9 protein-coding genes are annotated in these 12,967 nt (G+C 72.8%); 6 read left to right on the top strand and 3 right to left on the bottom strand.

Going from position 1 to position 12,967, the window contains the following annotated elements; all coding sequences use genetic code 11:
• Nucleotides 1–36: 36 nt before the first annotated feature.
• From VMI11_15695 to VMI11_15680, 4 genes are read left to right on the top strand one after another with little or no spacing between them, the layout of a single operon-like run.
• Nucleotides 37–540: a PH domain-containing protein gene (locus VMI11_15695; protein ID HTY73842.1), complete on the top strand. Its 504-nt coding sequence runs from the start codon at nucleotides 37–39 to the stop codon at nucleotides 538–540.
• Nucleotides 537–2,045 carry a PH domain-containing protein gene (locus VMI11_15690; GenBank protein ID HTY73841.1) on the top strand — a complete coding sequence of 503 codons (1,509 nt, stop codon included), beginning with the start codon at nucleotides 537–539 and terminating at the stop codon, nucleotides 2,043–2,045. Before VMI11_15695 ends, VMI11_15690 begins: the two co-directional genes overlap by 4 nt.
• Nucleotides 2,042–2,686 carry a DedA family protein gene (locus tag VMI11_15685; protein HTY73840.1) on the top strand — a complete coding sequence of 215 codons (645 nt, stop codon included), beginning with the start codon at nucleotides 2,042–2,044 and terminating at the stop codon, nucleotides 2,684–2,686. Before VMI11_15690 ends, VMI11_15685 begins: the two co-directional genes overlap by 4 nt.
• A gap of 54 nt (nucleotides 2,687–2,740) precedes the next feature.
• A complete protein-coding gene (locus VMI11_15680; protein ID HTY73839.1) occupies nucleotides 2,741–3,910 on the top strand; it encodes an AI-2E family transporter in 1,170 nt (389 codons plus the stop codon).
• A gap of 9 nt (nucleotides 3,911–3,919) precedes the next feature.
• On the opposite strand, the gene VMI11_15675 is transcribed toward VMI11_15680, so the two are convergent.
• Nucleotides 3,920–5,764, bottom strand: coding sequence for a long-chain fatty acid--CoA ligase (locus VMI11_15675; protein HTY73838.1), 1,845 nt, complete (start codon nucleotides 5,762–5,764; stop codon nucleotides 3,920–3,922).
• A 92-nt stretch (nucleotides 5,765–5,856) separates the two neighbouring features.
• Nucleotides 5,857–7,065 (bottom strand): radical SAM family heme chaperone HemW, encoded by a 1,209-nt coding sequence (gene hemW, locus VMI11_15670; GenBank protein HTY73837.1) that lies wholly within the window; start codon nucleotides 7,063–7,065, stop codon nucleotides 5,857–5,859.
• Between the two features lie 209 nt (nucleotides 7,066–7,274).
• Between hemW and VMI11_15665 the strand changes: the two genes are divergently transcribed.
• Nucleotides 7,275–10,556 (top strand): fibronectin type III domain-containing protein, encoded by a 3,282-nt coding sequence (locus tag VMI11_15665; GenBank protein HTY73836.1) that lies wholly within the window; start codon nucleotides 7,275–7,277, stop codon nucleotides 10,554–10,556.
• A 17-nt stretch (nucleotides 10,557–10,573) separates the two neighbouring features.
• Here VMI11_15665 and VMI11_15660 read toward each other — a convergent pair whose 3' ends face one another.
• Nucleotides 10,574–11,254, bottom strand: a complete 681-nt coding sequence (locus tag VMI11_15660) for an MOSC domain-containing protein (GenBank protein HTY73835.1) — start codon at nucleotides 11,252–11,254, stop codon at nucleotides 10,574–10,576.
• Nucleotides 11,255–11,366: 112 nt separating this feature from the next.
• On the opposite strand from VMI11_15660, the gene VMI11_15655 reads away from it, so the two are divergent.
• Nucleotides 11,367–12,956, top strand: a complete 1,590-nt coding sequence (locus VMI11_15655) for an HNH endonuclease signature motif containing protein (protein HTY73834.1) — start codon at nucleotides 11,367–11,369, stop codon at nucleotides 12,954–12,956.
• The last annotated feature ends 11 nt before the right edge of the window (nucleotides 12,957–12,967 follow it).

Below are 12,967 nucleotides of genomic sequence, written 5' to 3'. Positions count from 1 at the left end.
GACCACAATGGTGGGCACGGGTGGCACAGTGGGTGGGTGGAGGCGCAGACGGCCGGGATCCGGCTGCGGGCCCCGGCCAACCGGGTCAGCCGTACGGCCGTCTGGTACTGGGCCACCCGGGCCGGCGCTGCCTGGCTGGTCGTCCTCGCCGCGCAGCTGGTCTGGATCGCCACCGACCCGCCCCACCTCGCCCTGCACGCGGCGGCGCTGGCGACCTGTGCGGTGCTCGCGGCCGCCCACCTGCTGGTGATGCCCCGCTGGCGCTACCACGTGCACCGCTGGGAGGCCACGGACGGCGCCGTCTACACCCAGTCGGGGTGGTTCACCCAGGAACGTCGGCTGGCCCCGATCTCGCGCATCCAGACCGTGGACAGCCACCGCGGCCCGTTGGAGCAGCTGTTCCGGCTGACCAACGTCACCGTCACGACCGCATCGGCTGCAGGCCCGCTGGTCATCGAAGGGCTCGACCTGGAGACCGCCGAGTCACTGGTGGCGCGACTCACCGCCGCGGCCGAGGCCAGTGCCGGGGACGCGACATGACCGAGACCGCCGACACCCCCGGCTGGCGCCGCCTGGACTCCCGCATGCTGCTGGTCCAGCCGGTGACCGAGCTCGCCAGGGCGCTGCCGGTCCTGATCCCGCTGGTCCTGTTCGGCACGCGGAACGGGGGTGGCGCGCCCTGGGGGCTGCTGGCCACCGCGGTCGTCGCGGTCCGTGCCACGCTGCGCTGGGCCACCACCACCTATCGGATCACCGCCGACGCGGTCCAGGTGCGCAGCGGGCTGCTGCGCCGGACCAGCCGTACGGTGCCCCGAGACCGGGTCCGCACCGTCGACGTCACCGCCCATCCCCTGCACCGCGCGCTCGGGCTCGCCCGCGTGGCCATCGGCACCGGTCGCTCCGACCGACGCGAGGACGAGGGGGTCCGGCTGGACGGCCTCACCTCGGGCCAGGCGGCGGAGCTGCGCGAGCAGTTGCTGGTCGGACGTACGTCGCAACCGGCGCACCCATCGCCCGGCGAACCGGCCGGCGTCGTGGTCGCCCGCCTCGACCCCTCGTGGGTCCGCTTCGCGCCCTTCACGCTGTCCGGAGTGGTGACGATCCTCGCCCTGGCCGGCCTGGTGTGGAACGCCATCAACGACAGCCACGTCGACCTCACCCGGCTGCGGCCGCTGACCGGACTCGGCCACCGCCTCGCAGCGGCGCCGCTCGGGCTCGTGGTCGGCGCGGTCGCCGCGGCGCTCCTCGCAGTGGTCAGCCTCGCGGCGGTCGCCGGCTACCTGCTGGCCTACTGGGGCCACCGTCTCGAGCGCGCGCCCGACGGGACCCTGCACGTCACCCGGGGCCTGCTGACCCGCCGGGCGACGACCGTCGAGGGACGGCGGCTGCGTGGCGCCGAGCTGAGCCAGCCGCTGCTGCTGCGCGGCGTCGGAGGAGCTCGAACCCTCGCCGTCGCGACCGGTCTGCGGGTCGGGCGCGGTGCGGATCGCGGCGGCACGATCCTGCTTCCGCCGGCGCCGCTCGCCGTCGCGCGAGCGGTCGCCGCCCAGGTCCTCGCCGCGGCCGAGCCGCCCTACGCCCCCTTGCGCCGGCACGGGCGCCGCGCGACTCGGCGCCGCTACTCGCGGGCCGGGGCGGTGGCCGTGCTCGTCCTCGTGGCCGTGGTCGGGCTGGGACGTGCCGCGGACAGCCCAGCGTGGGTGAGCGTCGCGGTCGGAGCCGGTGTGGTGGCCGTGGCCCTCCTCCTCGCGGCCGACCGCGCACGAGGCCTCGGGCACACGCTGGTGGACGGAGTCCTCGTGTCCTCCGCCGGGGCGATCGACCGCAGACGGGTGATGCTCGAGGGCGGGGGGATCATCGGCTGGAACTGGCGGGCCAGCTGGTTCCAGCGACGGGCCGGCCTGGTGACGCTCACGGCGACGACCGCGGCCGGACGGCAGGCCTACCACGTCCTCGACGTGCCCGTGTCGACGAGCGCCACCCTGGCCGCCGAGGTGCTGCCCGACCTCGTCGAGCCCTTCCTCGCCGGCGAGGCGCTGCCGTGACAGCGCTCGCCGACCACCTGCTGAACGTCCCCACGTGGCTGGTCTACGTCCTGGCGTTCGCCCTCGTCTTCGCCGAGGACGCCCTCTTCATCGGGTTCGTCCTCCCGGGGGAGACCGCGGCCATCCTGGCCGGGGTCGCGGCGAGCCGCGGCAACGCCAACCTGGCCGCCGCCATGGCCGTCGTCGTCGTGGCTGCAATCCTTGGCGACTCGGTCGGCTACGAGGTGGGCCGGCTGGGCGGCCGACGGCTGCTCACCATCGGGCCGCTGCGCCGACACGAGCACCGCCTCGCCGACGCGAACGCCCTGCTCGCGCGACGGGGAGGCTGGGCGGTCTTCCTCGGCCGCTTCACCGCGTTCTTCCGCGCCGTCATGCCGGCCCTCGCCGGGATGGCGCTCATGCCCTATCGGCGGTTCCTGTTCTTCAACGCGACCGGAGGCATCGTCTGGGGCGTGGGCGTCGTGCTGCTCGGCTATCTCGCCGGCAACTCCTACCAGCGCATCGAGGCCTACGTCGGGCGGGGAGCGGCGCTGCTCGCCGCGCTGGCGGTGGTGGCGCTGCTCGTCGTGTGGCGGGTGCGGCGGACGCGGGCCGACCAACGCGCCGAGGCCGCCTACGACGCCGGGGAACGCGAGAGCTGAGCCGCGCCGGTCGGGTTACCGGATCCGGCGTACCCGCGCCGCTACCGTCGATCCATGGCGGGCACCGGGACGACCGCACGGGCCCGGCGCATCCTCGGCGAGCCGCGATGGCTTCGCGGATACACGCTGTGGACCCTCGGGCTGGTCGTCGCCCTGCTCGTGGGTCGCTGGGCCGTCGAGCGCCTCTTCGGCTTCATCATCATCTTGCTGCTCTCGCTGTTCCTGGGGTTCGCGATCGAGCCCGTCGTGGACCGGCTCGCCCGGCGGGGGTGGCGACGCAGCCTGGCGACCCTGGCCGTCTACGCCGTACTCGGCGTGATCATGCTGGCCTTCTTCGCGCTCGTGGGGAACCTCATCGTCCAGCAGACGATCGGCCTGGTGAAGTCCGCCCCGGACGGGCTCACCAAGATCTCGACCTGGCTCAAGCACGACTACAACATCGACCTGCCCATCAGCTCCGCCACGATCTCCAAGAAGATCTCCGACCTCGGCCCGAGGTTGGCCGGCGGTGCGCTCGGCTTCGCGGTGAGCCTGCTGGGGGTGCTGTTCCAGGCGTTCACCGTCGCGCTCCTGGGCTTCTACTTCGCGACCGACGGTCCACGCTTTCGCCGCACCGTCTGCTCGGTGCTGCCGCCGGCCCGCCAGCTCGAGGTGCTCCGCGTGTGGGACATCGCGATCGAGAAGACCGCCGGCTTCCTTTACTCGCGGCTGCTGCTCGCCGCCTGCTCGGCGACCGCGCACGGCATCTTCTTCGCGGCGATCGGCCTCCCCTATGCCCTGACCCTCGCCATCTTCATGGGCCTGATCTCGCAGTTCATCCCGACGGTGGGCACCTACATCGCGGGGGCGCTCCCCGTGCTGGTGGCCCTGACGATCAGCCCCCGCGAGGCGCTGCTGGTGCTGGGCTTCGAGATCCTCTACCAGCAGGTGGAGAACTACCTGATCTCCCCGCCGCTGTCGGCCCGGACGATGCAGCTGCACCCCGGGATCGCCTTCGGTGGGGTGATCGTCGGCGCGACGCTGATCGGTCCCGCCGGTGCCTTCCTGGCGCTGCCGGTGATCGCCACCGGACAGGCGTTCTTCAGCACCGTCGTGACCCGGCACGAGCTCGTGCAGTCGGAGATGTTCGACGACGTCCGCGGACAGTCCAGCGAGACCGATCCACGTTCGGCCGTCGAGGCCGAGGTGCGACACGAGCTCGAAGGCCCCCCCGAGGACCTGTGAGCCGGCCGGTCAGGCCTTGGGCACGTACATCTCGGCGATGACCGCCGCGTAGCGCTCGCTCACGACCTTGCGCTTGACCTTCAGGCTCGGCGTCAGCTCCCCCGCCTCCACAGTGAGGTCGTGCTCGAGGACCCGGAAGTCCTTGATCGTCTCCCAGCGGTTGAGCCGGCTGTTGAGCTCCTCGATGGACCTCGCGACGTGGCTGCGGACCGCCTCGCCGGTGGCGAACTTCGCGGGGTCGGAGGCGTCCAGGCCCTGGCCGTGCGCCCACGTCTGCATGGCATCGGGATCGATGGTGACCAGGGCGGTGGCGAAGTGGCGGCCCTCCGCCTGGACGACCATCTGGCTCGCGATCGGGCACAGGGCCTTGAACGCCGACTCGATCGCGGACGGGACGATGTACTTGCCGCCGCTGGTCTTCACCAGGTCCTTCTTGCGGTCGGTGATGCGCACCTTGCCGTCGGGGTCGATCTCCCCGACGTCGCCGGTGGCGAACCAGCCGTCCGCCGAGAGGACCTCGGCGGTCTGGTCAGGGTGGTTGTGGTAGGCGCGCATGACGGCAGGTCCCTTGATGAGGATCTCGCCGTCCTCGGCCAGCTTGACCTCGGTGCCCGGAAGCGGCCGCCCGACGGTGCCGATCCGGAAGTCCGTCGGCAGGTTCACGCACGAGCCGGCGGCCGTCTCCGTCAGGCCGTACCCCTCGAGGATGATGAGCCCCGCGGCGAGGAACCAGCGGGCGATCTCCGGGGAGAGGGCGGCCGAGCCCGAGACGAAGTACTCGACCTTCCCGCCCATGCGGCTGCGGATCTTGCTGAAGACCAACCGGTCGGCGAGGAGCTGCTGGGCCTTCAGCTGCGGCGGCACCGACCGGCCCTCGGTCTGGCGGTTGACCACGTCGAGCCCGACGCGGAAGGCCCAGTCGAAGATCTTGGCCTTGACCCCGCCCTCGGCCTCGGTCGTGGACACGATGCGCGTGTAGACCTTCTCGAAGATTCGGGGTGCCGCCGCCATGAACGACGGCTTGATGACCTCGAGGTTGTCGATGATGCGCTCGACGCGGCCGTCGACGGCCGTGGAGAACCCGATCTGCCACTGGGCGGCCAGCAGGACCTTGCCGAAGACGTGGCTCAGGGGAAGCCAGAGGAACTGCACCTGGTCGTGGCGGAGCAGGTTCAGCGACTCGACCGCCGCCCCCTCGTAGGTCCATGCCCCGTGGGTCAGCTCGACCCCCTTCGGCCGGCCGGTCGTGCCGGATGTGTAGACCAGGGTGGCCAGGCTGTCGGGCGTCAGGGAGGCGACGATCTCCTCGAGCGCCGACGGGTGCTCGACGAGGTACTTCTCGCCGCGCTCCTTGAGCTCGTCCAGGGAGATCACCCACTCACCGTCCGGCGTGCCGTCGAAGACGACCACGGTGTGCACGTCGGGCAGGTCGTGGCGACGCTCCCGCAGCTTCGCGATCTGGGTGTCGTCCTCGGCGAAGACGACCACCGACTCCGAGTCCTGGAGGATGTAGGCGACGTCATCGGTCTGCGTCGAGGGATAGACCGTGGTCGTCGCGCCACCGGCCAGCATGATCGCGAGGTCGGCCCAGATCCACTCGAGCCGGGTGGTGCTCGCGATGGCGACCCGCTGCTCGATCTGCAGGCCCAGCGAGAGCAGCCCCCCGGCCAGCGCCCGGACCCGAGTCTCCGTCTCCCGCCAGCTCCAGACGCGCCACGGCTCGCCGTCGCCCTGGGGGGAACGGAAGGCGTCCGCGTCGGGCGCGGCCTTGACCCGTTCGAGGAAGGCCGCCCCGACCGACGGCGCCCGGGCCGGCAGCACCGTGTTGACGGATCCGGTGTGGGTGAGGGTCATCGGTTTCCTCCAGCGCGCCGGGCAGCCCCGAGGCACGAGGGCTGCCGCGCCCACGGTAGACGACGCGGGGCGTCGCCCGCCTCACTCGCCATTCAGGACAACAGGCGGCGCACGACGTGGTCGGCGAGCAACCTGCCCCTGAGCGTGAGCCGCACGCGCCCGTCGCCGGGCACCACGGGGTCCACGAGCCCGTCCGAGACCAGAGAGGAGACCTCGGCGGGATCGAGCCCGTCCACAGCGATGCCGTCGACGAGACGAACCTCGAGCAGGACCTGTTCCTCGCGCCGCTCCTCGGCGGACAGGACCTCCCGCGCCTCCGTCGGGCTCGCGCCGGTCTGCAGCCGCGACGCCCAGGCTGAGGGGTGGCGCACGTTCCACCAGCGCGTGCCGCCCACGTGAGAGTGCGCCCCCGGCCCGAACCCCCACCAGTCCGCGCCCCGCCAGTAGCCGACGTTGTGGCGGCACACCTTGGCGTCCCGGGCCCAGTTGCTCACCTCGTACCAGGAGTAGCCGGCCGTGGTGAGCAGCTCGTCCGCGAGGACGTACTTGTCCGCCAGATCGTCGTCGTCGGGCGGTTCGACCTCGCCACGGCGCACCCGCGCGGCAAGCGCCGTGCCCGGCTCGACGACGAGCGCGTACGCCGACACGTGGTCCGGACCCATCGCGACGGCGGCCTCCACGGACCTGCGCCAGTCCCCCACCGACTCCCCCGGCGTGCCGTAGATGAGGTCCACGCTCACCTCGTCGAAGCCCGCTGCCCGTGCGGCGTCGATGACCGCCGGCAGCCGGGCCGGCTCGTGCGTCCGGTCGAGGGTGGCCAGGACGTGGGGGACGGCTGACTGCATCCCGAAGGAGATCCGGGTGAACCCCGCCTCGCGCAACACGTGCAGACCGGCGGCGTCGACGGAGTCGGGGTTGGCCTCGGTGGTCACCTCCGCGTCGGCGTTCATCCCGAACCGCTCGCGCAGCCCGGCCAGGATCCGTGCCAGGTCGGCCGGCGGGAGCCGCGTCGGCGTCCCGCCGCCGAAGAAGACCGTGTCGAGCGCCGGGACCTCATCCCCGAGGACCCGTCGGGCCAGGTCGACCTCGAGCGCGACCGTGTCGGCGTACGCCGCCTGCGCTGCTCCGCCCCCCAGCTCGACGGCGGTGTAGGTGTTGAAGTCGCAGTAGCCGCAGCGACGGGCGCAGAACGGCACGTGCACGTACGCACCGAAGCCCCGATCGCCGAGCCCGGTCAGCGAGTGCTCGGGCAACGATCCGTCGGAGGGCGCCGGCTGCCCCTCGGGCGGCGTGGACGGCATGCCTCCAGTCTCACCTCATGGGCAGGCCCGCGCCGGCATCGGTCGTTCGGCCGGTGCCCGACGGGGGCGGTGCCGCAATACGGTTGGCCGGTCCGGGGCGAGACGTCGCGCACGGAAGTCGTGGGGGAAACGGGGGACCCGTGCGTTCGAGTGCTCGTTCGGCTGCTGTCGTCGGTGCCACCGCAGCCGCAGTGCTGAGTGTCGCGTCGTTGCTCACGGACGTCCCGGCGGCGCGCGCGGACACGGTCGTCGCCGCGACGACGACCCTCCCGGCACCGGAGCGCTACGAGCCGAGAGTCGCCGACGTCGTGGGGGTCGGGGAGACTGGCCTGGTCTACGACGCCGAGCCGGATGCGACGCCGGGGAGCACCCTGGGCTGGTGGCACCCGTTCGGGGGCGGACCCGACGTCGCCCTCGGTCCGCTGAACATCTCCGCCACCGTCGTCGGCGACCGCGTGGTCACCACGAACACATCGGTCAGCCCGCTCGCCGTGACCCAACGCCCACTGCCGTCAGGCACGGCGACCCAGGTCCCGATCCCCGACGGCTACACCTACGTGGCGCCCACCGCCGCTGGCGTCCTGCTCGTGAGCTTCCCGAACGGCGTGTCGACCCTGTCGCTGCTCGCCTGGGGCCAGACGACGCCCACCGTCATCCCGGGCTTCCCCGGCGACGCCGACGTCCAGTGGCCGGCGACGGAGGTGAGTGACGCACACGGCGCGCTCATCTCGGCGCCCACCGCGAGCGGCACGCCGGGTCGTTGGGTCTACGTCGACACCGACGCCTTGCAGGTGTGGACCCTGCCGGTCGCGGACAGCGGCGGCTTCGGCTACTTCCTCGGCGGCTCCACGATCGCCTGGTGGCAGGGCGGGGGCAGCAAGCCCGTCATCGACACCATCGCCCGTCCGGTCGCCGGCAGCTCCTCGGTCGGCCCGACCACCACGAGGCCGGCGCCGTCTGCTGCCGCGGCCGCACCGACCTCGTTCACGTTGGTGCCCTTCGGCGACGACGTCTTGTCGTGGCAGGACTTCCACAACGGCGGCAGCTACGGGCGGGAGGCGGACGCGCCCGTCTACGCGACCTCCTCCAGCGGCACCACCCGGACCGTCACCACGTGGGCTCACGGCCTCCGGCTGGCCCCGGGCGGGACCTCGCTGTACGCCGTCACCGGGCGTACACCGGACGCCGAGGCGGTCTCCCGCTGGGACGTCGGGGGCAGCTCGACGACCAGCGTCGTGCCGCTGGCGCCCGTACCAGCCGTACCAGCCGACGTGGCGGTCGACGGGTCTCGCGTCGTGGTCGCCGACAACAGCGACGTCAACGGTGCCGTGACGCAGCGCTCGGTCACGGCGAACGGTTCCTCGCTGAGCGTGGGTGCCAGCACCGAGATCGCCGACGACGTCGACCTCGCGGGTACGAACGGCTGCCCGAGCACGCCCTACGACACCTGCTCGCTGGTCGCGGCCGGCGGGGGGCTCACCACGTTCCTTCGCCCGGACTATCCGCGGGTCGACCAACTGGTGACGTACAGCGGGCTCACCCAGCTGGCCTCAGTCGCCAACCCCGCGGGTGCCGTCGCGGTGACAGACGGCACGTACGTGCTCTTGCGCCGGCTGACCGGCGACGACCTGACCTACACGCCCGGCACCGGGGCGCTCGGCGACGCCGGTTGGTTGGGCTCGGACCTCTCCGGTGGTTCGGTCGTGGCACCGGTGTCCACGATCCCGCAGACCGGGATCCGCGTCACCGACATCGCGAGCGCCACGTCGACGTCCCTCGCCGAGCCTGCCGGGTGCGCCGAGGTTCGCGACGCCCAGGCCGCCGGCCCATGGCTCCTGGTCGGCTGCACGTCGTCGGCCTCGCTCGACGCGGCCGACAGCTGGGGCGTCGTCGACCGTTCCGGAGCGCACTCCAGCTGGGTGGAGACGCCGGCCGGCGGAGTCGGCCGCCGTTGGCTGGGCAACGGCTTCGTCGTCCGTGACAACGGGACCGGGGCGCTGGCGTGGACCTCCCTCGCGGACGGCACGCACACCTGGTACCCGCTCGGGACGTGGACCAGGGCGACGGGCCAGCTGGCCCTCGACAAGGTGGGTACGTCCGGCACCGTCGCGTGGGTGGGGACCGACGCCCTCGTGCACGTCGCCGTCATCCCGGTCCTGGACCGCACCGGGTCTCCCGGCGCGCCGGGGACGCCCTCCGCGGTGGCGGGCGACGGGTCCGCCACGGTGTCGTGGACCGCTCCGGACTCCGATGGCTACAGCCCCGTGACCGGTTACGACGTCACGCCGTCCCCCGCTTGCCCGACGTGCACCGGGCTGAGCACCACGGGGACGTCCACGACGGTCAGCGGCCTGGTCGACGGCACCGCGTACACCTTCACCGTCGCGGCGCGCAACGTCGTCGGGCCCGGTGCCGCGTCGGCCCCGTCGGCGTCGGTCACGCCCCGGTCGGCGGGGACGTTGCGACTGGTGTCCCCGATCAGCGCGCTGTCGTCGCGCAGTCTCGCCTCGCACGCCACCGTGACGTTCGCGCTGCCCTCGACGGCGCCGTCGACCGCCACCGGCGCCGACCTCGAGGTGTCCGTCACCGCGGGCAGCTCGGCCGCGGCGGTGACGGCGTACGGGGCCGGGAGCACTCGCCCGTCGAGCCCCGACCTTCGTGCGGCGGCTGGCACGACGGCCTCCGGGCTCGTCGTCACGAGGGTCGGCAGTGGGCGGCAGGTCACGCTGTACAACGGCGCGACCACGGCCATCACGGTCAGTGCGGTGGTGAAGGGCTACCTCGTACCCGACCTCCTCGGGTCCACCGTGCACGCCGGTACGCCGGTGTCGGCGCTGGCGTCGCGCTCGGTGGCGGCGCACGCCACGGTGACCTTCGCCCTGCCCTCGTCCGTGCCCGCGTCGGCCTCAGGCGTTGACCTGGTCCTCAGCGCGGGTGGCTCGACGGCGGCGGGCACGCTGACCGTCTTCGCCGCCGGCAGCAGCCGGCCGTCCACACCGGACCTGCGCTACGCCAAGGGCACGACGAGCTCGGCACTCGTGCTCTCCCGCGTCGGTACGTCGCGCAGCGTCTCGATCTACAACTCCGGCTCCGCGGCCGTGACGGTCACCGCGGCCATGCCGGCGTACCTGACCCCCGACCTCTCCGGGGCGACCGAGCACCTGGCACCGCCGGCGACGGTGCTGCCGTCGACCGCGCTCGCCGGTGGATCCGCCGTCACCTTCACCCTGCCGACATCAGTGGGGCCCGGCGTGACGTCGGCCGACCTGGTCGTCGCCACTTCGGCCGCCACGGCCTCCGGCTACGTCACCCTGTATGCCGCCGGCACGACACGACCGGGCTCGGTCAGCGCGCGCTACGCGAAGTCCACCACCTCGACCGCGGCCGTGCTGAGCGCGGTGGGGGCCGGCCGGAAGGTCACCGTCTATAACGCCGGGACGGGCAGCGTCACGCTCACGGCCGTGCTGGTCGGCTCGGACACGTCGAGCTGATCGGCCCGCTCTGCTGGCTATCCGTCGCGGGTCGTCACGGCAACGCGGCGCGAGACCTCGGCGACGAGCTTCGGGTCGAGGTCCTCGCCCTCGTCGAGCAGGCGTCGCATCGCCTCGAGATGGCGGCCGAGCCGGCTGTCGAAGACCTGGCGGATGCTGACCCCGTGGTTGGGCCGGTGCACCACCTCGACGTCGTCGCCCGCGAGGACGTACCCCTCGCGCAGCACACGGAAGTAGGCACCCACGTCACCACGCTCGGTGAACCGCTTGACCCAGTGCGGCTCGTGCATCCACGCCTGGAACGTCGCGCAGGGCACGCGTGGTGAGCGCGCCTCGAGCACCGGCCCGATCCCGGCCTCCCCGACCTGCCAGCGTTCCCCCACGACGACGTCGGTGACGGCGAGGCCGAGAGTGCGCAGGTTCTCGCCGAAGCGGCCGGGTGCCACGTCATATCCGAGCTCCGCGGCCCACCGGTCGGCCTCCTCGGTCGCGTAGACGTACACCGCCTGGTCCACGCCGCCGTGATGCCGCTTGTCGTACTGGTCGTCGCCCTCCAGGCCGAGGGCACCGACGCGGACCGGTTCGGTGACGGGACGCTTGTCGATCGCGGTGAGCTCGAGCCCGTTCGGATTCGCGTCAGGGATGAGAGCGTTGACCACGCAGACGGCGTCGATGCGCCCGTGCGTCGGCTGGCTCACGTGCTCCTCCTCCTCCTCGGGCCGATCGCCCCGACCGTACGCGAGACCACGGCTGGTGGATCGGCCGGTGGAAAACCTGGACACCCGTATCGAACGCCTGTACGATGCTGGCATGCGGCCGGGGAGCATCCACAGCGAGGGCGGCGTTCCGCTCGTGGTGCTCCCCCGCATCCCCGCCCCGGTCATCCATGTCAGCGCGGCGCACGCCGATCCGCGGCAGAAGTGGGCATCCGAGCCCACCGGTGGCCAGCCGGTGGTGAGCCCGGTGGAGCCCGCGCTGGAGGACGCGCTGGCGCACCTCGAGCTGGTCCGGGAGTCGCTGGCCGAGCAAGCCGTCCGGGACGAGATCCCTTACCTCGACGAGTCCGAGCTGCTCGAGCGCCTGGAGCGGTACGAGGCCGGGGAGCGAGCCGCGCAGGCGGGCAAGTCCGCCGTGCTCGCGGAGCTGGCGGAGCGCTCCCGGGCGGGGGACCGGGTCGGCGACCGGGTCGGCGTCGTCCTCGGCATCCGCGGGCAGAGCGCGGACCGGCGCCTCGACGAGGCCGTCCGGGCCAACCGGGTCCACCCGTTGCTCGTCGACGTCCACGCCGCCGGCTTGGTGTCCTCCGCCGGAGTCTCCGCTCTTCTCGATGTCGTGTCCGGCCTGGACGAGGCCGCGACCCGACAGGTGATCGGCGCGGTGCTGGACCGCCTCGGGCGCACCGCGGTGCCTCGCAGCCTGCCCGCCCGGTCGTGCAGTGCGTCACGTCGGGAGCACCAGGCCCGGCGTCGCGCCCTCGCCGCACGTCCCCTGTCGAGGATGTCCCGGGAGGACCTGGCCGGAATCGACCGCGAGGAGCGGGCGCGGATGCGCGCCCACGCCACCCCCGGGCAGCTCCGACGGTGGGCCACGCTCGAGCTCGCGCGGCTCGACCCGGACAGCGTGCGGGAGAAGGCCGACGGGGACCAGACGAGCTACGTCGAGCTCGGGCCGAGCGGCGCCGACGGCAAGTCCGTCCTCGGGCTGTACACCGATGCGGCGATCAACCTCGCCGCGTTCACCCGCATCGACACCGTCGCCCGCCACCGGCAGGCCGAGCTCAAGGGCGAAGCCAGGGCGAGCGGGGACAAGACGGCAGTCGCCCCGCTCGACGTGCTGCGCGCCCAGGTCATGAGCGACCTGCTCCTCGGCCGCCTCACCCCCGAGGAGCAGGCCCTGGCCGGTTGGGACAGCAGCCACCCCGACGCGACGGGCAGCCGGGTGAACCTGACCGTTCTCCTCGACCGAGACGGGGCACCAACCCTCCCCCGCTACGGCCTCGCCTCCCCCGAAGTGCTCGTGGGCCTCGTGGAGCTGAGCCGGACGAGCGGCGGCCGGACGACCGTCCGGGTCGTGGAGGAGGTGCCCTGCCCCGGGGAGCACGTGAGCCGGGGGCACGAGGACCCTTACGAGCCTCCCGAGGCGTTGTCCCGCTGGATCCGCGTCCGTGACCAGACCTGCCGGTTCCCCGGCTGCGTGCGCCCCGCGCAGACGTGCGAGCAGGATCACACGATCCCCTGGCCGAACGGTCCGACCTGCGCCTGCAACCTCTCGTCCCTGTGCAAGCGCCACCACCTGTTCAAGCATCACCCGAACGGGTGGACGCTGACCAACCACGAGACGGGCCGGCTCACCTGGCACGCCCCCGGCGGCCTTGAGTTCCCGGTCGAACCTGACACCTGACGTCGATCTCT

This window comes from Actinomycetes bacterium (genome assembly GCA_035506535.1).
Classification (GTDB): domain Bacteria; phylum Actinomycetota; class Actinomycetes; order DATJPE01; family DATJPE01; genus DATJPE01.
Note: the sequence above shows the minus strand (reverse complement) of the source record. Positions and strands in the feature narration are given on the sequence as shown.